This is a genomic window from Cohnella caldifontis, assembly GCF_029360585.1.
GTDB classification, from domain to species: domain Bacteria; phylum Bacillota; class Bacilli; order Paenibacillales; family Paenibacillaceae; genus Cohnella; species Cohnella caldifontis.
The window spans coordinates 145738-170030 of record NZ_JAQZSJ010000002.1 but is presented as its reverse complement, the minus strand read 5'-3'; the positions used below and the strand labels follow the sequence as shown (position 1 = coordinate 170030).

22 protein-coding genes are annotated in these 24293 nt (G+C 58.9%); all 22 read left to right on the top strand.

What is annotated here, in order from left to right; genetic code table 11:
• Positions 1 to 40 precede the first annotated feature (40 nt).
• The 22 genes from sleB (at position 41) to PTZ19_RS03645 (ending at position 24245) form a co-directional block, all read left to right on the top strand.
• Positions 41 to 820, top strand: coding sequence for a spore cortex-lytic enzyme (gene sleB, locus PTZ19_RS03750; RefSeq protein WP_276352438.1), 780 nt, complete (start codon positions 41 to 43; stop codon positions 818 to 820).
• Between the two features lie 125 nt (positions 821 to 945).
• Positions 946 to 2226: an EF-P 5-aminopentanol modification-associated protein YfmF gene (yfmF, locus tag PTZ19_RS03745; protein ID WP_276352437.1), complete on the top strand. Its 1281-nt coding sequence runs from the start codon at positions 946 to 948 to the stop codon at positions 2224 to 2226.
• Between the two features lie 2 nt (positions 2227 to 2228).
• Positions 2229 to 3515, top strand: a complete 1287-nt coding sequence (gene yfmH, locus PTZ19_RS03740) for an EF-P 5-aminopentanol modification-associated protein YfmH (RefSeq protein WP_276352436.1) — start codon at positions 2229 to 2231, stop codon at positions 3513 to 3515.
• Complete coding sequence (gene ymfI / locus PTZ19_RS03735) at positions 3512 to 4249, top strand: elongation factor P 5-aminopentanone reductase (protein ID WP_276352435.1); 738 nt, start codon at positions 3512 to 3514, stop codon at positions 4247 to 4249. The genes yfmH and ymfI overlap by 4 nt, the downstream gene beginning before the upstream one ends.
• A 104-nt stretch (positions 4250 to 4353) precedes the next feature.
• Positions 4354 to 4608 (top strand): DUF3243 domain-containing protein, encoded by a 255-nt coding sequence (locus PTZ19_RS03730; protein WP_276352434.1) that lies wholly within the window; start codon positions 4354 to 4356, stop codon positions 4606 to 4608.
• A 188-nt stretch (positions 4609 to 4796) separates the two neighbouring features.
• The gene (locus PTZ19_RS03725; protein WP_276352433.1) at positions 4797 to 5570 is read left to right on the top strand and encodes a YmfK family protein; all 774 of its coding nucleotides are present in this window, start codon (positions 4797 to 4799) and stop codon (positions 5568 to 5570) included.
• 46 nt (positions 5571 to 5616) lie between these two features.
• Positions 5617 to 6486 (top strand): helix-turn-helix domain-containing protein, encoded by an 870-nt coding sequence (locus tag PTZ19_RS03720; RefSeq protein WP_276352432.1) that lies wholly within the window; start codon positions 5617 to 5619, stop codon positions 6484 to 6486.
• Positions 6487 to 6632: 146 nt separating this feature from the next.
• Positions 6633 to 7124 carry a YajQ family cyclic di-GMP-binding protein gene (locus tag PTZ19_RS03715; RefSeq protein ID WP_276352431.1) on the top strand — a complete coding sequence of 164 codons (492 nt, stop codon included), beginning with the start codon at positions 6633 to 6635 and terminating at the stop codon, positions 7122 to 7124.
• A gap of 88 nt (positions 7125 to 7212) precedes the next feature.
• The gene (rimO, locus tag PTZ19_RS03710; protein ID WP_276352430.1) at positions 7213 to 8541 is read left to right on the top strand and encodes a 30S ribosomal protein S12 methylthiotransferase RimO; all 1329 of its coding nucleotides are present in this window, start codon (positions 7213 to 7215) and stop codon (positions 8539 to 8541) included.
• Positions 8538 to 9170 carry a CDP-diacylglycerol--glycerol-3-phosphate 3-phosphatidyltransferase gene (gene pgsA / locus PTZ19_RS03705; protein WP_276352429.1) on the top strand — a complete coding sequence of 211 codons (633 nt, stop codon included), beginning with the start codon at positions 8538 to 8540 and terminating at the stop codon, positions 9168 to 9170. Before rimO ends, pgsA begins: the two co-directional genes overlap by 4 nt.
• Positions 9167 to 10420, top strand: a complete 1254-nt coding sequence (locus tag PTZ19_RS03700; protein WP_276352428.1) for a competence/damage-inducible protein A — start codon at positions 9167 to 9169, stop codon at positions 10418 to 10420. Before pgsA ends, PTZ19_RS03700 begins: the two co-directional genes overlap by 4 nt.
• Positions 10421 to 12248: 1828 nt before the next feature.
• The gene (gene recA, locus PTZ19_RS03695) at positions 12249 to 13307 is read left to right on the top strand and encodes a recombinase RecA (RefSeq protein ID WP_276352427.1); all 1059 of its coding nucleotides are present in this window, start codon (positions 12249 to 12251) and stop codon (positions 13305 to 13307) included.
• Positions 13308 to 13427: 120 nt separating this feature from the next.
• Entirely contained in the window at positions 13428 to 14270 is an 843-nt protein-coding gene (locus tag PTZ19_RS03690) for a regulatory protein RecX (RefSeq protein ID WP_276352426.1), read from the top strand.
• A gap of 307 nt (positions 14271 to 14577) precedes the next feature.
• Positions 14578 to 16119, top strand: a complete 1542-nt coding sequence (gene rny, locus PTZ19_RS03685) for a ribonuclease Y (protein ID WP_276352425.1) — start codon at positions 14578 to 14580, stop codon at positions 16117 to 16119.
• Positions 16120 to 16217: 98 nt separating this feature from the next.
• Positions 16218 to 17012 (top strand): TIGR00282 family metallophosphoesterase, encoded by a 795-nt coding sequence (locus PTZ19_RS03680; protein WP_276352424.1) that lies wholly within the window; start codon positions 16218 to 16220, stop codon positions 17010 to 17012.
• 176 nt (positions 17013 to 17188) lie between these two features.
• Positions 17189 to 17449, top strand: a complete 261-nt coding sequence (locus PTZ19_RS03675; RefSeq protein WP_007430104.1) for a stage V sporulation protein S — start codon at positions 17189 to 17191, stop codon at positions 17447 to 17449.
• Positions 17450 to 17664: 215 nt separating this feature from the next.
• Entirely contained in the window at positions 17665 to 18600 is a 936-nt protein-coding gene (locus PTZ19_RS03670) for a dipeptidase (RefSeq protein WP_276352423.1), read from the top strand.
• Positions 18601 to 18789: 189 nt separating this feature from the next.
• Positions 18790 to 20526 (top strand): 2-oxoacid:acceptor oxidoreductase subunit alpha, encoded by a 1737-nt coding sequence (locus PTZ19_RS03665; protein ID WP_276352422.1) that lies wholly within the window; start codon positions 18790 to 18792, stop codon positions 20524 to 20526.
• Position 20527: 1 nt separating this feature from the next.
• Positions 20528 to 21394: a 2-oxoacid:ferredoxin oxidoreductase subunit beta gene (locus PTZ19_RS03660; protein WP_276352421.1), complete on the top strand. Its 867-nt coding sequence runs from the start codon at positions 20528 to 20530 to the stop codon at positions 21392 to 21394.
• 89 nt (positions 21395 to 21483) lie between these two features.
• Positions 21484 to 22059: a phosphate propanoyltransferase gene (gene pduL / locus PTZ19_RS03655; RefSeq protein WP_276352420.1), complete on the top strand. Its 576-nt coding sequence runs from the start codon at positions 21484 to 21486 to the stop codon at positions 22057 to 22059.
• A 118-nt stretch (positions 22060 to 22177) separates the two neighbouring features.
• Positions 22178 to 23746 carry a tRNA (N6-isopentenyl adenosine(37)-C2)-methylthiotransferase MiaB gene (miaB, locus tag PTZ19_RS03650; protein ID WP_276352419.1) on the top strand — a complete coding sequence of 523 codons (1569 nt, stop codon included), beginning with the start codon at positions 22178 to 22180 and terminating at the stop codon, positions 23744 to 23746.
• A 16-nt stretch (positions 23747 to 23762) separates the two neighbouring features.
• A complete protein-coding gene (locus PTZ19_RS03645; protein ID WP_276352418.1) occupies positions 23763 to 24245 on the top strand; it encodes a YlbF/YmcA family competence regulator in 483 nt (160 codons plus the stop codon).
• The last annotated feature ends 48 nt before the right edge of the window (positions 24246 to 24293 follow it).

Sequence of the window (24293 nt, the reverse complement as noted above, 5' to 3'; positions counted from 1 at the left end):
CGGTCGAACAACCAAGCGATGAGAAAGGCGTGAGCTCAAGGTGAGTTATCGTCTCGTCATTTTGACGTGCTGCATCGTGTTCGGACTGCTCGGCCTTTACAAGCTGCAGCACGCGGAACACAGCCGGGAAACGTTCGGTACGACGATTTTGAAGCAAGGGGCCTCCGGTAAAGACATCTACGAGCTCCAGGGAAGGCTGAAATATTTAGGTTACTACGACGGGAAAGTGACCGGGACCTTCGACGCCAAGACGCTGAATTCGGTCAAATGGTTCCAGTGGAAGTTCGGCATGAAGGCCGACGGCATCGTGGGCGCGAAGACGAAGCTGATGCTGTGGAAGGCGACGAAAAACTACAAGCCGACGGCGGACGAGCTCCCCCCGGGAACGGTCAAAGGAGGAACGGGCGGAGCGGGCGGCACCGCGAACGCTGCAGACAAGCTCCCCCCTTCCAATACCCAAGGGTTTACCGACAAGGATTTGAAAATGATGGCGAACGCCGTATACGGGGAATCGCGGGGAGAACCGTATGAGGGCCAAGTCGCGGTAGCCGCGGTCATCTTGAACCGGGTCCGCAGCGCGGATTTTCCGAATACGCCGACAGGCGTCATTTTCCAGCCCGGGGCTTTCACGGCCGTTGCCGACGGGCAGATCTGGCTGACGCCGAACCAGAACGCGATGAAAGCCGTCAAAGACGCGCTGAGCGGCTGGGATCCGACCGACGGTTGCCTGTACTATTTCAACCCGGAAACCGCAACCTCCAAGTGGATTTGGTCGCGGCCTCAGTACAAAACGATCGGCAAGCACATTTTCTGCCGCTGACGGGTCAGGGCGTGAAGCTCGCATTTGCTTCCTTTTTGTCCCATGGGGTAGAATGGGGCTGATCAAAGCATAGCTGCCTGCAAACCGGCCTATGAGCGATGAACGGGAAGGGGCTTATTGAGAAGATGCCGGAAACGTTTGAACGCGGAGCGCTGGGGCGGCTCCGACTGCACGTGCTGCCAACGAAGCGGTTCAAAACATTCGCCGTGTCGCTGTTCGCGGGTATACCGTTGTCCGAATCCGGGGTGACGCCTACGGCGCTCACCCCGTTCGTGCTCCGCAGGGGTACGCGCTCCTACCCCGAAACGATCGCGTTCCGGGAGAAGCTTGACGAGCTCTACGGAGCCGGCTTCGGCTTCGATTTGTACAAAAGGGGCGATTACCAGGTCGTCCAATTCCGCATGGATATCATCAACGACCGGTTCGTTTCCCATGCAGGCTCGCTGCTTCAGGAAGCGTTGCGTTTTCTCGGCGAAGTCGCGACGGAACCGGCGCTGGAGGACGGACGTTTCCGCGCCCGGTACGTGGAGGCGGAGAAGACGACGGTCGCCAAACGGCTGGAAGCCATCATCAACGACAAAATCCGGTACGCCGGCGAACGGTGCGTGGAGGAGATGTGCCGGGACGAACCGTACCGGCTGCCCGCGCTTGGCCGCAAGGAGGATTTGGCGGCGCTGGACGCCGGATCGTTGTACGCGTCTTACCGCGGATGGCTGGAGCAAGCCTCGCTGGATTTGTACGTCGCGGGCGACACCTCGTTGGAAGAGGTCCGGCAACTCGCGGGCGAAGCGTTTCGCCTGCCCGCGGGCGATCCGGCCGGTTACGCGCCGGCACGGACGCGACCGGCCAGGAGCGAGGCGCAGACGATCGTGGAGCGCCTGGACGTCGGCCAAGGCAAGCTGAACCTGGGGCTGCGGACCGGCACGCTGTACGGAAGCGAGGATTATCCCGCGCTGCTGCTGTATAACGGGCTTCTCGGCGCGTTTCCGCATTCGAAACTGTTCGTCAACGTGCGGGAGAAGGCTAGCTTGGCCTATTACGCTTCCTCGCGGCTTGACGGCCATAAAGGGCTGATGACGATCCAGTCGGGCATCGAAATCGCGAATTACGGCAAGGCGCTGGACATCATCCGGGAACAGCTTGCCGCCATGGAACGGGGAGAATTCGGGGAAGAAGACTTGGCCCGGACGAAGGCGATGCTGTCCAATCAGCTGCGGGAGATCGACGATTCCGCGTTCGAGCGCATCGGCTTCGATTTCCATTCCGTGATGGCCGGCAAAGAACGGACCGGGGAGCAGATGATCCAGGAGCTGGAGGCGGTCACACCGGATCAAATCACGGCGGCGGCCCGCGCGGTGAAGCTGGACACGATCTATTTCCTCCGCGATCGGAAGGGGGAGGGCTGAACATGGAGCAGTTGAACTACCCGAAGCTCCAGGAAACGTTATGGCACGAGAAGATGGAGAACGGGCTCGAGGTGTATTTGCTGCCGAAGCCGGGTTTCGCGAAGACGTTCGCGACGTTTACGACGAAGTACGGGTCGATCGACAACCGTTTCCGTCCGCCGGGAGGCGAAACGATCCGGGTACCGGACGGCATCGCGCATTTTTTGGAGCATAAGATGTTCGAGGAGCCGGAAGGGGACGTCTTCTCCACGTTCGCGGCCCAGGGCGCATCGGCCAATGCGTTCACGAGCTTCGACCGGACCGTGTACCTGTTCTCCGCCACTCGGCAAATTCCCGAAAATTTGACCACGCTGATCGATTTCGTGCAGAACCCATACTTTACCGACGAGAACGTCGAGAAGGAAAAAGGGATCATTATCCAGGAAATCGACATGTATCGCGACAATCCCGACTGGAGGGTGTATTTCGGGCTGATCGAAGCCCTGTACGTGAATCATCCCGTCCATATCGACATTGCCGGTACCGCCGGTTCGGTGCGGTCGATCACCAAGGAAATGCTGTACGATTGCTACCGCACCTTCTATCATCCGTCCAACATGATGCTGTTCGCGGTGGGCGGGGTCGACCCGGAAGCCGTCATGGACTTGGTGCGGCGCAACCAAGCGGCGAAATCGTTCCCCCCGGGCGGCGAGATCGAACGGATTTTCGACGAAGAGCCGCTCCAAGTGCGGAATCCGCGGATGTCGATCGAACTGCCGGTCTCGTTGCCGAAATGCCTGTTCGGCTTTAAAGAAGCGCCCGGCCCGGTCCGGGGAGAGGAAGCGATCAAACGCGAGCTGGCGAGCAAGCTGATGCTCGAAGCGCTGCTCGGGCCAAGTTCGGAGCTGTATCAAAGCCTGTACGACGACAACCTGATTTCCGACAGCTTCGGCCAGGAATACAATACGGGACCGGGCTTCGCCTTCTCGGTCATCGGGGGGGAAACCCGCGATCCCGAAGAGCTGCAAAACCGGGTGTGCGGCGCACTGTACGAAGCCGCGGAGCGGGGCATCGATCCCGGCGTCTTCGAACGCACGCGCCGCAAGCGCATCGGAACGTTCCTCCGCATGATGAACAACCCGGAAGCGATCGCGGGAGAATTCACCCGATACCGCCACAAAGGCGGCGATCTGTTCCGCATCGTCGAACTGTACGAAACGCTGCAGGCCGAAGATATCGATTCCCGCCTGCGGGAACACGTATCGCCGGAACGCCTTGCCGTTTCCGTCGTGAGGAGCGGAACGGCTTGAACCGGCGTTCGGCTTTGATTACGGGCGGATCGCGCGGGATCGGGGCCGCGGCAGCCGTCCGGCTGGCCGCGGACGGGATGGACGTGGCCGTCCAATACCATACCGCGCAAGAGGCCGCGGAGCGGGTGTGCGCTCATTGCCGCGGCTTCGGCGTGCGGGCCGAGGCGTTATCGGCCGATTTGCGGGACGCCCGGTCGCTGGAGGCGCTGCTGGAGCAGCTGAAGGAGCGGAACCTCTCGCCCGACATTCTCGTGCACAGCGCGGGAACGGCGTTTTACGGCTTGCTGGAGGACTGCGGAGATGAGGCGTGGGACGACATGATGGGCCTTCATCTGAAGGCCGCATACCGTCTGACCCGGATACTGGCTCCGGCCATGGCTTGGCGGCGATGGGGGAGAATCGTCTATTTGTCGAGCATTTGGGGAGTCGTCGGCGCGGCCGGCGAAGCCGCGTATGCGGCAGCCAAAGGCGGGATCAACAGCTTCGCCAAATCGATGGCCCGGGAACTGGGATCCTCCGGCGTCACCGTGAACGCCGTGGCCCCGGGAGCGATCGAAACCGACATGCTGGCCGGACTATCGGACGATGATTTGTCGGAGCTTCGCCGGGAGATTCCGCTCGGGCGGTTAGGCCGGCCGGAAGAGGTGGCCGAGCTCATCCGTTTTCTCGTATCGGAACAATCGGGGTACATCACGGGCCAAGTGATCGGCCTGAACGGGGGATGGACGGCCTGAAGGCGGAATAGCCGGATCGGTCCGCGGGTATATTATTCCCGAAGCCTGTTTTCCGCGGTACGCGGAGAGCGACCGGCTGACACAAGGACCGAGGAGGCTGCGCGATGTCGACGGTACTGAGCAATTTCGATACGTGGAAGAAGTTTTTGAGCGATCGCGTTTCGGCGGCCAAAAACATGGGCATGAGCGAAGAGACGATCTCGAAGCTCGCTTTCGAAATCGGGGAATTCCTCGATCAGAAGGTCGACCCCAAGAACGAAGAAGAGCGGGTTCTGAAAGAGCTTTGGGACGTCGGCGACGATTCCGAGCGCCAAACGATCGCGCGCATGATGGTCAAACTGGCGGAGAAACACGGTTAATCGCCGCTGAAGATCGGAACGCCTGCGCAAGCCTCCTTCGGGAGGCTTTCTGTCCATTGGGCACCGTAGTGAATTCTGGGACTTTCGACGCAATCGTGTCGTTTTTTTGCAGGAGATCGGATGGCGTTGTAGAATAAACAAAAAGAACGGGAAAACGGATGTTTCGACGTTTTCGAATGAGGTGTTCTGTGGAATCCAAACAATGGTATATGGAGTATAAAATTTCCAAAAACCGCCCCGGACTTCTCGGCGACGTCGCGTCGCTTCTCGGCATGCTGGGCGTGAACATCCTGACGATCAACGGGGTGGAGGACCGCGCGCGCGGCATGCTGCTGCAGACGGACGACGACGAGAAAATCGAACTGCTCGGCCGCATGTTGTCCAAGGTGGATAATATTACCGTCAACAAACTTCGGCCTACCCGTCTGACGGATATTTTGGCCGTGCGGCACGGCCGGTACATCGAGCGGGATTCCGACGACCGCAAGACGTTCCGCTTCACGCGGGAAGAGCTCGGTCTCTTGGTCGATTTCCTGGGCGAGCTTTTCAAGAAAGAAGGCAGCCACGTCATCGGACTTCGGGGCATGCCGCGCGTCGGCAAGACGGAATCGATCATCGCCGGCAGCGTCTGCGCCAACAAACGCTGGACGTTCGTCTCCTCGACGCTTCTGCGGCAAACCGTGCGCAGCCAGCTGTCCGAGGAAGAAATGAACCCGAACAACGTCTTCATCATCGACGGCATCGTCAGCACGATTCGTTCCAACGAGAAACATTACCATTTGCTGCAGGAGATCATGGCGATGCCTTCGGTCAAAGTGATCGAGCATCCGGATATTTTCATCCGGGAATCGGATTTCGATTACGAAACGTTCGACTGCATCGTAGAGTTGCGCAACACGCCGGACGAGGAGATCAGCTACGAGAATTTCACGACGGCCGGTTTGAACGACGAGTTCTCCTAAACTACATATCCGATTCGCAGCAAGTCATGGTCCGGAGGTGAAACGCATGTCCGATTTGGGGGCCCTGCTCCGAAAAGCGCGCGAGCAGAGAGGCTATACCCTCGACGATATACAGGAAGTCACCAAAATCCGCAAGCGTTACCTGGAGGCGATCGAGACCGGCGATTATAAAGTGCTTCCCGGCTCTTTCTATGTGCGCGCCTTCGTCAAAACCTACGCCGAAACCGTCGGGCTGGACGCCGAAGAGGTTCTCCGCCTGTACCATAAAGAACTGCCCAAACCCGCAGCCCCGGACACGCCGGCCGTGGAGCCGATGATCAAGAAAACCCGGCGAAGCGATCAGCACCGGGACCGCTGGGGCAAAGTTTCGGTGACGATGCTGATGTGGTTGTTCCCGATCTTGATCGTCGCCGTCATCTACGTTTATTTATCCCAGAACGCGGATAAGGACCCGAAAGAGGTCGACCGGTCACCGATCACGACGGAGAAGGCTTCGCCTTCCGAATCTTCGGCTTCTCCTTCGCCTACCCTGCCGGCATCCCCGTCCGCGCCCGCGACGGAATCGTCGACGCCCAGCGTCTCTCCGGTTACGTTTACGCTGAAAGAAACGAAAAAGAGCATCCAGTATATCGAGGTGTCTCCCGCCGGGGCCCATCAGCTGCAGCTCGAAATCACCGGCCGGTGCTGGGTCGGCGTGAACGAAGGCAGCAGCAAGGGGAAATCGCTGCTCAGCAAAGGATTCGAACAAGCGGACGTTCCGCAGACGCTGTCCTATGATTTGACCGGGCCGCTCTACGTGAACGTGGGACGAGCCGACAACGTGACGATCACCGTCGACGGAACGCCGTTCGATGACGGAAACAAGGCCGGATCCAGCAAGTTCGTTTTCATGCCCGCGGAGACGACGTTGCCTTAAGGGCGAAGCATAGCCGCGCACCCGAATGCAGAAAGAGTCTTCCTCGGAAGGCTCTTTTGTCGTGGTGCGCGCCGAAACCGATTTGGGCGGAAATCCGCCTCATGTTATAATAAGGTAAAATGTCGCCTGAAAAAGGAGTCGTGGAGATGGCGTCGGAATATTCGTTCGATATCGTGTCCAAAGTCGATCTGGAAGAAGTGAAGAACGCGATCACGCAAGCGATGAAAGAGATCGAAAACCGGTTCGATTTCAAGGGGAGCAAGAGCAGCATCGCGCTCGAGAAGGAAGAGATCGTCGTCAAGTCGGATGACGAATACAAATTGAAAAGCGTCATCGACATCCTGCAGTCGAAGCTGGTCAAGCGCGGCGTCCCGATCCGCAATCTCGATTACGGCAAAATCGAGCCCGCGGCCGGCGCGACGGTCCGGCAGAACATCAAGCTGCGCCAAGGCGTCGACCAGGAGAACGCCAAGAAAATCAATATTTTGATCCGGGATTCCAAATTGAAGGTCAAGAGCCAAATCCAAGGCGACCAGATCCGCGTCACCGGCAAGAGCAAAGACGACCTGCAGGCCGTTATGTCGCTGCTTCGCGGAGCCGACCTGCCGCTGGAACTCCAGTTCACGAATTACCGCTGATCCGCCGCCGCGTCATTTTGACACGTCTCAGGGCATGGATTATACTGTTGGGGACAAGTACGGACGAACGTTTGGGGGAAGTCATCCAATGCCGGAGAAAGTCAGCGTCGTCACGCTCGGCTGCGAGAAAAATCTAGTCGATTCCGAAATCATGTCGGGTCTGGTGCATCAGAGAGGCTTTAAGCTCGTCGAGAAGCCGGAGGACGCGACGGTCGTCATCGTGAATACGTGCGGATTCATCGACGCCGCGAAGGAAGAATCGGTCAACACGATCCTGAACCTGGCGGAGTTGAAGGAAACGGCACGGCTGAAAGCCCTGATCGTATCGGGCTGCCTGACGCAGCGGTATAAGCAGGTATTGATGGAGGAAATGCCGGAGATCGACGGGATCGTCGGGACCGGGGATTTCCATAAAATCAACGAAATCATCGACGAGGCGCTTCACGGCCGCAAACCGGTCTACGTGGGCAACCCCGTCTTTACGTATGAAGAGAGCATGCCGAGGCGTTTGTCGACGCCCCGGCATACCGCGTACGTCAAAATCGCGGAAGGCTGCGACAACGCCTGCACGTTCTGCAGCATTCCGATCATGCGCGGCAAATTCCGCAGCCGTTCGATCGAATCGATCGTGTCGGAAGTCGGGAGCCTGGCGGCGCAGGGCGTTAAGGAAATCAGCCTGATCGCCCAGGACTCCACGAATTACGGAAGCGATCTTTACGAAGGATTCAAGCTGCCGGAACTGCTGAACCGGGTTTCCGAGGTGGAAGGGATCGAGTGGGTCCGGCTGCATTACGCGTACCCCGGGTTTTTCACCGACGAGCTCATCGAGACGATGGCGGGCAATCCGAAAATCTGCAAATATATCGATATGCCGCTGCAGCACAGCGAGGACGCGATCCTGAAGCGGATGAGAAGGCCGGGACGGCAGCGCGACGTACGCGAGCTCGTCGCCAAAATCCGGGCGCGCATTCCGGACGTCGCGATCCGCACCTCGATGATCGTCGGATTCCCCGGCGAGACGGAAGAGGATTTCCTCAAGTTGTGCGATTTCGTGCGGGAAATGAAATTCGACCGTCTCGGCGTGTTCGCTTATTCGCTGGAAGAAGACACGCCCGCCAGCCGGCTGCCGGACCAGCTGCCCGACGAAGTCAAGCAAGCCCGCGCCAGCACGCTGATGGAAGTGCAGCGCCAGGTGGCGCAGGAGAACGGGGCCAAATACGTCGGTAAGACGTTGGACGTTCTGGTCGAGCGTTACGACGGCCGCAGCGACGTCTATGTCGGCCGGAGCCAGTTCGACGCGCCCGAGGTCGACGGCGAAGTCTACATTTCGGGCTGCCGGGCGGAGATCGGGGAAATCCGCCGGGTCCGCATCACCCATGCGTACGAGTATGATTTGTCCGGGGAGGGAATCGCGTGAATCTGGCGAACAAAATCACCCTGGCCCGCATTTTCATCGTTCCGATCATCGCGATCGTGCTGTTGGTCCGACTGGACTTGGGTACGCTCCAGATCGGGGAATACTCGGTCTCCTATAATCAGATCGTCGCCCTGCTGCTGTTCATTATCGCGGCCAGCACGGACGGGTTGGACGGATACATCGCGCGCAAGCGCAAAATCGTCACCAACCTCGGCAAGCTGCTGGACCCGCTGGCCGACAAGCTGCTTGTGGCCGCGGTGCTGATCTCGCTCGTCGAGATGGGCAAGCTCGGGGCTTGGGTCGCGATCATCATCATCAGCCGCGAATGGGCGGTTACCGGCCTGCGGCAAGTGGCGCTGCTCGAGGGCACGGTCGTCGCCGCCAGCAAGTGGGGCAAGTGGAAGACCGCGATCCAGATCGCGATGATCATCGTGCTGCTGCTCAACAACTTCCCGTTCAACTTCATCGACGTGCCGCTCGATTTGATCGCGGTATGGGCGTCGGTGCTGATCACCGTCTACTCGGGCATCGATTATTTCGTCAAAAACAAAAATCTCATCCCGGTTTCGGACACGCAGCAGTCAGGCGCCCCGAGACCGGCTGACCAAGAGGTGCGACGCAACGTATGAGAGCGGAAATCGTGTCGGTCGGCACGGAGCTGCTCCTCGGTCAGATCGTCAATACGAATGCCCAGTATCTGTCCAGAGGGTTGGCGGAACTGGGCATTGACGTTTACTATCAGACCGTGGTGGGCGACAACATGGACCGGCTTCTGGAAACGATCAGGCTGGCGCGGACGCGCGCGGACCTGCTGGTGTTCACCGGCGGACTCGGTCCGACGATGGACGATCTGACGCGGGACGCGGTGGCGGCTTATTTGGGGCGCGGCTTGACGGTCCATGAACCGACGATGAAAAAGCTGGAAGACATGTTCTCCTCCCGCGGCGGCGCGTGGATCGAGAGCAACCGCCGCCAGGCTTTGTTGGTCGAAGGCGCGACGCCGCTGCGGAACGCGACGGGGCTGGCGATCGGCAACGCCCTGACGGCGGACGGGACCCATTACGTGCTGCTGCCGGGACCGCCCCGCGAAATGAAGCCGATGTTCGACAATGAAGCGTCGGAATGGCTGCGGGGACTGCTCGGGCCTTCGGCCGTGCTGCATTCCGTCATGATGAGGTTCGCGGGAATCGGGGAGTCCGCGCTGGAGGATTCGCTGATCGACCTCATCCGCGAGCAGACCGATCCGACGATCGCTCCTTATGCCAAGGAAGGCGAAGTCATCATCCGCGTCTCGACCAAGGCTGCGGATGCTGGCGAGGCGGCGCGCAAGCTGGAGCCGACATTGGCGGAAATCCGCCGCCGGACGGAACGGTATCTGTACGCGGAAGAGGATATTCCGGTCGAAGAGGCGGTATTGCGGTTGTTGGTTGGGCATGGCCGCACGCTGGCTCTAGCGGAGAGCTGTACGGGCGGCATGGCCGCGGAGATGATCACCGCGCTGCCGGGCAGCTCCGAGGCGTTCCTGGGCGGCGTGGTCAGCTACACGAACGGCGTCAAGCGGGGGATCCTCGGCGTGCCGGAGGCGCTCCTGGAGGGCGCCGGGGCGGCCGGCGCGGTCAGCGCGGAGACGGCCGCGGCGATGGCGGAAGGCGTGCGGGAAGCGGCCGGCGCGGACTTCGGCGTCTCGGTCACGGGCGTGGCCGGGCCTTCCGAGTCGGAAGGGAAGCCGGTCGGGCTCGTTTATTTGGGGTTGGCGGAGCGCGGCCGGCCGACGCGCACGGAGAAGCTGCAGCTGAGCGGGGACCGCGAAGGCATCCGCATCCGCGCGTCCAAGCGGCTGTACTACATGCTGTGGCTGGCGCTGACCGGGCGGCAGTAGAGTCGAGGTTGGCGGTATCTCGAAGCGGGAAAGCAGAGAGATTTAAGGAAGATAGATGCTCCGTCTCAAGGGCGGGGTTGCAGGGGGAGTTACGAAAGAAAGTATCTTAACTCCGTCTCAGTGGCAGGTTTGCAAGGGAGTTAAGAAAGAAAGTTCCTTAACTCCGTCTCAGGGGCGGGGTTGCAGGGGGAGTTAAGAAAGAAAGTTCCTTCACTCCGTCTCAGTGGCAGGTTTGCAAGGGAGTTAAGAAAGAAAGTTCCTTAACTCCGTCTCAGGGGCGGGGTTGCAGGGGGAGTTAAGAAAGAAAGTTCCTTAACTCCGTCTCAGTGGCAGGTTTGCAGGGGGAGTTAAGAAAGAAAGTTCCTTAACTTCGTCTCAGGGGCGGGGTTGCAGGGTGAGTTAAGAAAGAAAGTTTCTTAACTCCGTCTCAGGGGTGAGGCTGCAGGGGGAGTTAAGAAAGATAGTTCCTTAACTCCGTCTCAGGGGCGGGGTTGCAGGGGGAGTTAAGAAAGAAAGTTTCTTAACTCCGTCTCAGGGGTGAGGCTGCAGGGGGAGTTAAGAAAGATAGTTCCTTAACTCCGTCTCAGGGGCGGGGTTGCAGGGGGAGTTAAGAAAGAAAGTTTCTTAACTCCGTCTCAGGGGCGGGGGTGCAGGGTGAGTTAAGAAAGAAAGTTTCTTAACTCCGTCTCAGGGGTGAGGCTGCAGGGGGAGTTAAGAAAGAAAGTTCCTTAACTCCGTCTCAGGGGCGGGGTTGCAGGGGAGTTAAGAAAGAAAGTTACTTAACTCCGTCGCAGGGGCGGGGTTGCAGGGGAGTTAAGAAAGAAAGTTACTTAACTCCGTCGCAGGGGCGGGGTTGCAGGGGAGTTAAGAAAGAAAGTTACTTAACTCCGTCGCAGGGGCGGGGTTGCAGGGGAGTTAAGAAAGAAAGTGCCTTAACTCCGTCTCTGGGGCGGGGTTGCCGGGTGAGTTAAGAAAGTAAGTGTCTTAACTCCGTCTCAGGGGTGAGGCTGCAGGGTGAGTTAAGAAAGAAAGTTTCTTAACTCCGTCTCAGGGGTGGGGCTACAGGGTGAGTTAAGAAAGAAAGTTTCTTAACTCCGTCTCAGGGGCGGGGTTGCAGGGGAGTTAAGAAAGAAAGTGCCTTAACTCCGTCTCAGGGGTGGGGCTACCGGGTGAGTTAAGTAAGAAAATTACTTAACTCCGTCGCAGGGGCGGGGTTGCAGGGGAGTTAAGAAAGAAAGTGCCTTAACTCCGTCTCAGGGGTGGGGCTACCGGGTGAGTTAAGTAAGAAAATTACTTAACTCCGTCGCAGGGGCGGGGTTGCAGGGGAGTTAAGAAAGAAAGTTTCTTAACTCCGTCTCAGGGGCGGGGTTGCAGGGGAGTTAAGAAAGAAAGTTTCTTAACTCCGTCTCGGAGGCAGGTTTGCAGGGGGAGTTACGAAAGATAGTTCCTTAACTCCGTCTCAGTGGCGGGGTTGCAGGGTGAGTTAAGAAAGAAAGTTTCTTAACTCCGTCACAGGGGCGGGGCTGCGGGGAGAGGTAAGGAAGGAAATCCCATAACCTCGTCCCAAGGCAGGGCTGCAGGGTGTTGTGCGGAGCGACTAGTGGGACGCAATCGGTCCCGCAGGGACGTAAAAGTTCGCGAAAAGTATTGCCAATCCCCGGACAATATGATAAAGTTTTTGGTGAAAGTTGCGGAAGAACCGTAGCGAAGAATACTTTGCTGCGGTTCTTTTTTGCAGATTCGGCGAACAAATGTTCTCAAAATGCTTGGCAAACGCTTCAAAAAAGGCTATGATGATTACAATAAAAAGAGTGAGGATGTGGGTGTGTTGTCGGATCGTCGCGCCGCATTGGAGATGGCCCTGCGCCAGATCGAGAAGCAGTTCGGTAAAGGCTCCATCATGAAGCTCGGAGAGAACGCCCAGATGCAGGTCGAGACCTGCTCGAGCGGCTCGATCGCGCTGGATATCGCGCTGGGCATCGGCGGATTCCCGCGCGGGAGAATCATCGAAGTGTACGGACCGGAATCGTCCGGTAAAACGACGGTCGCGCTGCATGCGATCGCCGAAGTCCAGAAAGCGGGCGGCCAAGCGGCGTTCATCGACGCCGAGCACGCGCTCGATCCGCTGTACGCCAGCAAGCTGGGCGTCAATATCGACGAACTGCTCCTGTCCCAGCCGGATACCGGCGAGCAGGCGCTCGAAATCGCGGAAGCGCTGGTGCGCAGCGGCGCCGTCGACATCATCGTCGTGGACTCCGTCGCGGCTCTCGTGCCGAAAGCCGAAATCGAAGGCGACATGGGAGACTCTTTCGTCGGCCTGCAGGCTCGCCTGATGTCGCAGGCGATGCGCAAGCTGTCCGGCGCGATCAGCAAGTCGAAAGCGATCGCGATCTTCATCAACCAGCTGCGCGAGAAGGTCGGCGTCATGTTCGGCAACCCGGAGACGACGCCCGGCGGACGCGCCCTGAAATTCTACGCCAGCGTCCGGCTGGACGTCCGCCGCATAGAATCCCTCAAGCAGGGCAACGACGTCGTCGGCAACCGCACCCGGATCAAGATCGTGAAGAACAAAGTCGCTCCGCCGTTTAAGCAAGCGGAAGTGGACATCATGTACGGCGAAGGCATCTCCAAAGAAGGCAGCATCATCGACATCGGCGTGGAGATGGACATCGTCCAGAAGAGCGGTGCCTGGTTCTCTTTCAACGGCGAACGGCTCGGCCAAGGCCGCGAGAACGCCAAGCAATATCTCAAGGACAATCCGGACATCAGCTGGCAGATCGAGAAGCAGATCCGCGAATCCGCGCTGAGCGCGGATGTCACGGCGAAGGCGGCCGCGTTCTCTGCCGACGACGACGAAGAAGATCTGGATTCGGAATTCGGGGAATGATCGGAAAGCGGCAGCGTCCCTGCCGCTTTTTTCTTGTTATATCGGCGACTCTCCCATAAAGAGTCGGAATAAGCGGCAGCTGTTCGTCACATGGGGGATAAGGAAAGGAGGCTCGAACGGATGGATGCCCATGATCGAAAGCCCGGCCGGGCGGAGGCCGAGGTCGTGGCGGTGGAAGCGCATCCGAAACAGCCGGGCATGTATCGGGTGGCAGTGCGAACAATGGGTGAAAATGAACCGGACGCGGCCGAAAGGGCTGTCGACATAACCGGAACGGAAGCGGATTGGCACGACGAAGTCGACGCGTTGATCGAAGGCGCCTCGAGCCGTCTTCCCGGAACGGACTCCGAAACCGTAATCACGGTGCATGAGGATACGTTGGTATCTTTGCGCCTGCTCAAGGGACGCCGATTGTCGGCCGAAGAATGGGAAGGGCTTCAGCGCGAGGAGGCCCGCGAAGAGGCGTACCGTGCCGCTTTGATGATTTTGGAGCGCAAGGCGCGGACGAGCCGGGAACTGTCCGAAGCGCTCAAGCGCAAAGGATTCGAGACGGACGCCATCCAGAGCTGCATCGAACGCCTGCAGGCTCGCCGGATGCTGGATGACTCCGCGTACGCCCGCCGTTATACGGAGCAAAAGGCAACTAACCAGCGCAAAGGCCGCAGGCTGATCCGCCAAGAGCTGCTGCAGCGGGGCATCGCCAAAGAGGAGGCCGACCGGGCGCTGAACGCGCTGGATACGAGCGTGGAGCAAGAAGCGGCCGACGCGCTGGCCCGCAAAAAATGGCCGCAAACCAAAGGGGATCCCCGGGAACGCAAGCGGAAGCTCGCGGCGTTTTTGCTGCGCAGAGGTTATCCGAACTCCGTCGTCCGGTCCGCCGTCGAACGCGCGGTTGCCGAATCCCAAGAACGGGAAGGGAACGCGGATGACGAGTTTGCGGAATTCACCGAGGATTGGGACTGATCAAGCCCGCGCAAATCCCTCTCTCCGCGCCGAAACGGGACCTTCCCGGCGTTCCTCCAACGTTCGGCGGCGCCCCCCCGGTTGCTTGACAACTCATTTTGGCTAAAGATACAATGATCCTGTATTCCATCTTCCCATTCCGAACCTTTTTCCTTCCAAAAAATGATTCGGAACGCGTGTTTTCGACCCTTTTTTAGGCATTTGCCCAAGAAGAACGCAAACGGTTTGGAAACCGGCAAAGCAAGCAAACAAAACTTCATAAGTATCCCAAGCGTTTGCCTTGGTGATGCAACGAGGAGGTGAGACCATGGAGCCATGGGTCTGGGTCTTGATCGTTCTCGTTGTTGGCGCGCTTTTCTTTGGGATCGGTTATGTGGTACGCAAATCCATTGCGGAAGCGAAAATTTCCAGCGCCAATGAGGAAGCCCGTCGGATCGTCGAAAGCGCGAAGAAAGACGCGGACGCGATTCGGAAAGAGACGGTGCTGGAAGCCAAAGACGAGGTGCACAAGCTCCGTAACGAAGCGGAACGCGATATTCGCGAACGCCGGAACGAAATTCAACGCCAGGAAAGGCGGCTGCTCTCGAAGGAAGAGTCGCTCGATCGGAAGTTGGAAGCGTTGGAACGCAAAGAGGAGCAAGTCGCCAACAAGGAGAAACGAGTCGAGGAAACCCAAGAACAAGTCGAAATCCTTTACAAACGTCAGATCGCGGAACTCGAACGCATTTCCAACCTCTCGACGGAGGAAGCGAAGCAGCTGATCCTGTCTACGGTCGAACAGGAAGTGCGCGTCGAAACCGCGCAGCTGATCAAGGATATCGAACAAGAAGCCAAGCAAGAAGCCGATAAGAAGGCTCGGGACATCATCTCCCTGGCGATTCAGCGCTGCGCGGCCGATCACGTGGCAGAGACGACGGTCTCCGTCGTATCGCTGCCGAACGAAGAGATGAAGGGCCGCATTATCGGACGCGAAGGCCGCAACATCCGGGCGCTCGAAACGTTGACGGGGATCGATCTCATCATCGACGATACGCCGGAAGCGGTCATCCTGTCGGGCTTCGACCCCATCCGCCGCGAAATCGCGAGAACTTCGCTGGAGAGACTGGTGGCGGACGGACGCATTCATCCCGCCCGCATCGAGGAAATGGTGGAGAAATCCCGCAAGGAAGTGGACGAACGGATCCGGGAATACGGCGAACAGGCGACCTTCGAGGTCGGCGTGCACGGCCTGCATCCGGATCTGATCAAAATCCTGGGACGCCTGAAATTCCGGACGAGCTACGGTCAGAACGTGCTGAAGCACTCGATGGAAGTGGCTTATCTGACCGGTTTGATGGCAGCCGAACTGGGAGAAGACGTATCGCTGGCCAAACGCGCCGGCTTGCTGCACGATATCGGCAAAGCGCTCGACCACGAAGTGGAAGGTTCGCATGTCGAGATCGGCGTGGAATTGGCCAAGAAGTACAAGGAACATCCGGTCGTCATCAACAGCATCCATTCCCACCACGGCGACGTGGAGCCGACATCGGTCATCGCGATGCTGGTCGGCGCCGCCGACGCGCTCAGCGCGGCCCGTCCGGGCGCTCGCCGCGAGACGCTGGAGACGTACATCAAGCGCTTGGAGAAGCTGGAGGCGATCTCCGAATCGTTCGATGGCGTGGAGAAATCTTACGCGATCCAAGCGGGCCGCGAAGTCCGCGTCATGGTACAGCCGGAGAAGATCGACGATACCGAAGCGTTCCGCCTGGCACGGGACATCACGAAGAAAATCGAAAGCGAGCTGGATTATCCGGGCCATATCAAGGTCACCGTAATCCGCGAAACGCGCGCCGTCGAATACGCGAAATAAGATCCGCCGGCGAAGGGAATGCTGAGAAGTGGCTGCGCAAAAATGCAGCCACTTTTCTTTTCACCCTGCAGGATCGGATGGAAAAAGGAGAAAGCAGCATGCGACTCGTGTTTATCGGGGATATCGTGGGCAACGTCGGAAGGGAAACGGTCAAACGGCTCCTTCCGTGGATTCAAGAGAAGTACCGCCCGCACCTCATCATCGCCAACGGGGAAAACGCCGCGGGAGGCCGGGGCATCAACGCCGCCATCGCCCGCGATTTATACGACTGGGGCGTCCACGGGATCACGATGGGCAATCATACGTGGGATAACCGCGAGATTTTCGAATTCATCGACGACGAGCCCAGAATGGTCCGTCCCGCCAATCTGCCACCGGGAACGCCCGGCAAAGGCGCCATGATCGTCAAGGCGAACGGCAAAGAACTGGCCGTCCTGAATTTGATCGGGCGTACGTTCCTTCCGCCGGCGGACTGTCCGTTCCGTACCGCGGACGAGGTGCTGGCCGAGTTGCGCAAGCGGACCAAATGCGTCCTGGTCGACTTCCACGCGGAAGCGACCAGCGAAAAAATCGCGATGGGCTGGTATTTGGACGGCCGCGCCTCGCTCGTCGTCGGCACCCATACGCACGTACAGACGCACGATCATCGGATTTTGCCGGAAGGTACCGCTTACGTGACGGACGCCGGCATGACCGGCCCCCGCGACGGCGTTCTGGGCATGGAGAGGGAAAGCGTCATCCGCAAATTCGTGACGGGGCTTCCTTCGCGTTTTACGGTGGCCGAGGGAAAATGGGCGCTGAACGGGGTGTTCACGGAGATCGACGAAGCCACCGGGCATGCGTCCAAAGTCGAATTGATCCGAATGGACGAGGATTCCTGGATCGCCGTCTAATTTTCAAAAAATTTCTGCAATTCCCCTTCTCAAGGGATTGGGAAAGAAGGAATTTTCATCCGGCTCACCGAATAATATCCGTTAGTGAGCCTATCCTTTGATTCCAATGATTCCTTCACAGCCGGTATGATCATGCCCGCATGAAGATCGGTTGTCCCTTTGAGGAGGTACTGGACATGGACGTTCTGAAGGTCTCCGCAAAATCCAATCCAAACTCCGTAGCAGGCGCACTGGCCGGCGTATTGCGCGAACGCGGAAACGCCGAACTTCAGGCAATCGGAGCCGGCGCCCTGAACCAGGCGATCAAAGCCGTCGCGATCGCCCGCGGGTTCGTGGCGCCGAGCGGCGTGGATCTCATCTGCATCCCGGCTTTTACGGATATCGTGATCGACGGCGAGGACAGAACGGCCATCAAGCTGATCGTCGAACCTCGATAACCCGCCGCCAGTCACGCGGAAATCTGAACCGAATCGACCTGCCGGCGTTCCGACCCTTCATCCGCGGCCGCAAGCCGCGAAAGATGATGGGGGGACGCAGGACAGGTTTTTTTGTTTTGCGCGAGACCAGGGAGAGTTTGACTCCGTCAAACTCCCGATTAGCGTAGTCGGAGAGAGTTTGACTCCGTCAAACTCCCGATTAAAGGAGGGATACCGTGGGGATCGTGGATTTTCATGCCGACGTGATCTGCAAAATGCTGGTTCATCCGGGACTCAGCCTGCTGAAGCCGGATGACCGCCTCGACGTCACCGTGCAGAGACTGAAGGAAGGAGGCGTGGCGCTTCAGGTGTTCCCGCTCTTCCTGCCCGATTCGGTTCCCGCCGATCCCGAATCCCTCTTCCGCGGGATTGAACTGTATGACTCCGGCGTGCTTGCGCACCCGGACCTGATGCCGATCCTGCGGGTTTCCGATCTGGACGCCGCCCGGTCGTCCGGCAGGATCGGAGCGCTCCTCTCGCTGGAAGGCGTTGACGGGCTGCAAGGGAAGCTGTGGGCGCTTCGCCTGCTGCACCGGATGGGATTGCGGCTATTGGGACCGACTTGGAACCATGCCAATTGGGCCTGCGACGGGGCGATGGAGCCGCGGGGCGGCGGGTTGACGGGAGCCGGACGGCAGCTCGTTCGCGAATGCGAAAGTTTGGGAATCCTGATCGATGTATCCCATCTCTCGGAGCGGGGATTTTGGGATTTGGCGGATTTAGCGGCCCGGCCGTTTTTCGCGTCGCATTCCAACGCCCGCGCGGTGACCTCCCATCCCCGCAATTTGACCGACGACCAAATCCGGGCGCTGATCGCGGTCGACGGATTGATCGGGGTCACGTTCGTTCCTTGGTTTCTCGCGAACCGGGAACCGGCTTCCATTGCCGACATACTCCGGCATGTCGAACATATCTGTTCGCTCGGCGGAGCGGCCCATCTCGCCTTCGGATCGGATTTCGACGGAATCGACCGACATCCGAGCGGTTTGGCCCACCCCGGCCAGTATCCCAATTTGGCCGAAGCCTTAAGCAAACGGTATCCCGACGCGGCGGTGCGGGGGTTTCTAGAAGGAAACGCCTACCGTTTTTTGCGAAAAAATCTCCGAAATTGAATTGTCGACCTGACATCGTTCTCTTTGCGAGATCGATTCCATCGAAAAGAACTATCTATCCATCTCCTCGTTTAATATTGCTTTTTATAAGACCAAGTCATAAAATTTATTTGGTTAAAGGAATGTAAAAATTGCCTTGCGTCTGGAATTGTCGAAACATCTACTGAAGATGATGAGGAGATGGGCACTGTGATCAGTCAATTGTCATGGAAAATTGGCGGCCAGCAAGGGGAGGGCGTGGAGTCCACCGACCGGATTTTCTCCACCGCGCTGAACCGGCTGGGCTACTACCTGTACGGGTACCGTCACTTTTCCTCGCGGATCAAGGGCGGTCATACGAATAACAAAATTCGCATCAGCACGAGCCCGATTCGCGCGATCTCGGACGACTTGGACATACTGGTCGCGTTCGATCAGGAAACCATCGACTTGAACGCCAAAGAGCTCCGCGAGGGCGGCGTCATCGTAGCCGACGCGAAGTTTTCGCCGACCGTTCCGGAAGGCGTATCGGCCCGCTTGTTCGCCGTGCCGATTACGGCGATCGCGGAAGAGCTCGGCACTTCCCTGATGAAGAACATGGTGGCTTCGGGCGCATCCTGGGCACTGCTCGGGTTGCCGCTTGAGGTCTTCAATAAAGCGGTAGAGGAAGAGTTCGGCCGCAAAGGCCCCGCCATCGTCGAGAAGAACGTCGAGGCGGTCCGCCGCGGCGCCGAATTCGTGCTGGAGCAAGCCGGCGGCCCGCTGGAAGAATTCAAGCTCGAACCGGCCGACGGCGTGCAGAAGCTGTTCATGATCGGCAACGAAGCGATCGGGTTAGGCGCCATTGCCGGCGGTTGCCGTCTCATGTCCGCTTACCCGATTACCCCGGCATCCGAAATCATGGAATATTTGATCAAGAAACTGCCGAAGTTCGGCGGCACGGTCGTCCAGACCGAAGACGAAATCGCCGCGGCCACGATGGCCATCGGCGCCAACTATGCCGGCGTGCGCACGATGACGGCTTCGGCCGGTCCGGGCCTGTCGCTCATGATGGAAGCGATCGGCTTGTCCGGCATGACCGAGACGCCGCTCGTCATCGTCGACACGCAGCGCGGCGGTCCTTCCACGGGCTTGCCGACCAAGCAAGAGCAGTCCGACATCAACGCGCTGATCTACGGTACGCACGGCGAGATTCCGAAACTGGTCGTCGCGCCGAGCACGATCGAGGAATGCTTCTATGACATGGTTGAAGCATTCAACGTAGCGGAGGAGTACCAAATTCCGGTTATCGTCGCCACCGACCTGCAGCTTTCGCTGGGCAAACAATCCTGCGACGTGCTGGATTACGATTCGGTCCGCATCAACCGCGGCAAGCTGGTGGAAGGCGAGCTGCCTCCGCTGGAAGAACACCGCATGTTCAAGAGGTACGAACTCACGGAAAACGGCGTCTCCCCTCGCGTGCTGCCGGGTATGAAAAACGGCATCCACCACGTGACGGGCGTCGAGCACGACCAGGAAGGCCGTCCTTCCGAGAGCGCCGTGAACCGCGCGAAAATGATGGATAAGCGGTTGAACAAAATCAAAAACCTGCGCGTCACGAACGCGGTGAAGGTACACGCCGAGCAGAAAGACGCGGATGTCCTGATCGTGGCCATGGGCTCCACCGGCGGCACGATCGAAGAAGCCCGCACCCGCTTGACGAAAGACGGCGTCAAAACCGCGCACGTCACGGTCCGCCAGATGTTCCCGTTCCCGAGCGAGCTTTTGGAGCCGCACCTCAAGTCGGCCAAGCAAATCATGGTGCTCGAGAACAACGCGACCGGTCAACTCGCGAACCTGATCAAGCAAAACCTCGGTTATCACGACAAAATCAAGAACGTCCTGAAATACGACGGCACGCCGTTCCTGCCTTCGGAAGTCTACAAAGCCTGCAAGGAGCTGATCTAAGATGGCGACATTCAAAGAGTTCCGTAACAATGTGAAGCCGAACTGGTGCCCGGGCTGCGGCGACTTCTCCGTGCAGGCGGCGATTCAGCGGGCCGCCGCGAACGTCGGCCTGGAGCCGGAGCAATTGGCCGTCATTTCCGGCATCGGCTGTTCCGGCCGGATTTCCGGTTATATCAACGCATACGGCCTGCACGGCATCCACGGCCGCGCGCTTCCGATCGCGCAAGGCGTGAAGCTGGCCAACCGCGAGCTGACCGTCATCGCCTCCGGCGGCGACGGCGACGGCTTCGCGATCGGCATGGGCCACACGGTGCATGCGATCCGCCGGAACCTGGACGTCACTTACATCGTCATGGACAACCAAATTTACGGCTTGACGAAAGGCCAGACTTCGCCCCGCAGCGCCGAAGGCTTCAAGACGAAGTCGACGCCGGAAGGTTCCATCGAGCACACGTTGTCTCCGCTCGAAATCGCGATGTCGGCAGGCGCTACGTTCGTCGCGCAATCGTTCTCCAGCGACCTCAAGCAGCTGACGACCTTGATCGAGGAAGGCATCAAGCACAAAGGCTTCTCCCTGATCAACGTGTTCAGCCCCTGCGTCACCTTCAACAAGGTGAACACGTACGACTGGTTCAAGGAGAACATCGTGAACCTGGAGCAATTCCCGGATTACGATTCGTCCAACCGCATCGCCGCCATGAACAAAATCATGGAGACGCACGGCATGCTGACGGGCCTCATCTATCAGGACAAATCCCGCAAATCCTACGAGGATCTGGCCGTCGGCTTTAAAGAGCAAGGTCTGGCGAAGCAGAAGCTCGAGCTGTCCCGCGAACAATTCGACAAATTGTTGGCGGAATTCAAATAACAATCGCGGCGATTTCGTGAACGAGAGGCGTACGGGTTTGGTCCCGTGCGCCTTTTGCGCTACAATGGAAGAAAAAGGCGGTGGCCGTCATGGAACAGAGAAAAGTGCCGATCGGCGTGTCGGCTCGGCATATCCATTTGAAACCCGAGCATGTCGAAGCTTTGTTCGGTCCCGGTTACCGGCTTGCGGAATGGAAGCCATTGTCTCAGCCGGGGCAATTCGCGGCCGAGGAGACGGTCGCCGTGTACGGCCCGAAAGGTTCGTTCCCGAAAGTCCGCATCCTTGGTCCGGCGCGGAAACTTACGCAGTTGGAAATTTCGCGCACCGACGCGTTCGCGCTTGGCATCGACGCCCCGGTTCGGGAATCGGGCAACATCGAAGGCACGCCGGGCGTCCGGATCGTGGGCCCCGCGGGGGAAGTGACGGTAGACCAAGGAGTCATCGTCGCGGCGCGGCATATCCATTTCCATACCTCGGACGCCGAGCAATGGGGAATTCGGGACAAGCAAATGCTCAAAGTCCGCGTGGGCGGTGAACGGGGCATCGTGTTCGAGCAGGTGCTGGCGCGCGTCTCCGACAGCTTCGCGCTCGACATGCACATCGATACGGACGAAGGCAATGCGGCCGGCGTCAAAACGGGCGATTTCGGCGTTATCCTGGACTAGCGGCTCCCGTTTCCCTCATGGCACGCCCGGCCGGATCGTGATATAATAGGCTGGTTGCGAGCAACTTACGCGGGACCCGGCGATCGGCCGGTTCCGATGACGATAGGAGGAAACGGATGTGGCCAAAGAGGGCAAGGATTACGCCAAATATTTCGATTTCTCCGGGGCCAAGGTCATTTCCGAGGATGAGAACGGCCGGACGATCCGGCTGAACGGAAGGGACATCCATCTGGTGTCGGAGCCGAACTACCGCCAGGAAAAACAGCGCGGCAAGGAAGCGGTTCAAGTTCATTACGAGAACGCCGTTCCGGACGAGCTCAAGACGCTCGGCGCCGGCAAAAAATATTTGATTTACACGTACGGCTGCCAAATGAACGAGCACGACACCGAAGTCATGCGCGGCCTGTTCGAAGAGATGGGCTTCGCAGCCACGGAGGACCGCAAAGAAGCGGACGTCATCCTGCTGAATACGTGCGCGGTCCGCGAGAACGCAGAAGACAAAGTGTTCGGGGAACTCGGCCACCTGAAAACGCTCAAGACCGAGAAGCCGGATCTCATTCTCGGCGTCTGCGGCTGCATGTCGCAGGAAGCGTCGGTCGTGAACCGGATCATGCAGAAGTACGCTTTCGTCGATCTCATTTTCGGCACCCATAACATTCACCGCCTGCCGCATCTGCTGCAGGGGGCGTATTTCGGCAAGGAAATGGTCGTCGAGGTGTGGTCCAAAGAAGGCGACATCATCGAAAACCTGCCGAAGAAACGCACCGAAGGCCTGCGGGCTTGGGTGAACATCATGTACGGCTGCGACAAATTCTGCACGTACTGCATCGTCCCCTATACGAGGGGCAAGGAACGAAGCCGGCTGCCGGAGGACGTTATCGCGGAAGTCCGAGAGCTGGCGCGGCAGGGCTACAAGGAAATCACGCTGCTCGGGCAGAACGTCAACGCCTACGGCAAAGATTTCGCCGACCGGAATTACCGGTTCGGCGACTTGATGGACGACATCCGCAAAATCGACATCCCGCGCGTCCGCTTTACGACGTCGCATCCGAGGGATTTCGATGACCATCTGATCGAGGTGTTGGCCAAAGGCGGCAGCCTGGTGGAGCATATCCACTTGCCGGTGCAGTCGGGCAGCTCGGAAGTGCTGAAGCGGATGAGCCGGAAATACAATCGCGAGCAATATTTGGAGCTGGTGCGCAAAATCCGCGCGGCCATTCCGAACGCGGTGCTGACGACCGACATCATCGTCGGCTTCCCCGGCGAGACGGAGGAGCAGTTCGAAGAGACGATGTCGCTCGTCCGCGAAGCGAAGTTCGCCTCCGCGTTCACGTTCATCTATTCGCCCCGCGAGGGGACGCCGGCCGCCGAGATGGCGGACGACGTGCCGTACGAAGTGAAGCAGAAGCGGCTGGTTCGTTTAAACGATTTGATCGCCGAGCTGTCGCTGGAAAGCAACCGCGAGCTTGACGGGCAAACGGTCGAGGTGCTGGTCGAAGGCGAGAGCAAGACGAAAGCCGGCGTATTGTCGGGCCGTACGCGCTCGAACAAGCTGATCCATTTCGAAGGACCGAAGGAGTGGATCGGGCAATTCGTGAACGTCCGCGTGACGGCGCCGCAGACTTGGTATATCCGCGCGGAAGCCGTTGCCGGCGAAACGGCGGAAGCCGCGGCGAACGCGGGATAACGGGAGGAATCGGAAAGTGGAGACGTTTGCGCATGATCACGGCCACGAGCATGAACACGGGGAAGGCGGCGGCATCCTTTCGTTCGATAACCGGGATTTGATCGTCCGGGAAGATATCATGGCGAAAGCCAAAGAATTGGCGCATCTGATTTCGACGACGGAGGAGGTCAGCCTCTTCCAGCGCGCGGAACGGCTGATTCAGAACAACGAGAAGGTGCAGGGGCTGATCGCCCAAATCAAGAAGAAGCAAAAAGAACTCGTCGCTTTCGAGACCACCTTCAAGAACGAGAAGATGGCCGAGAAAATCCAGAAGGAAATCGACGAGCTGCAAGACCAGCTGGACGAGCTGCCGATCGTGCAGCAATTCCAGCAAAGCCAAGTCGACGTCAACTATTTGCTGCAATCCGTCATTTCCGTCGTACGCGATATCGTCGCCGAGAAGGTCGACGTGGAAGCCGCCAAGCCGGCGGAGACGCCGGCGGACGGTTACGGCGAATAAACGGCAATGTCGCGTTGAGGAGCCGTGAATCCCCGGGATTCGCGGCTC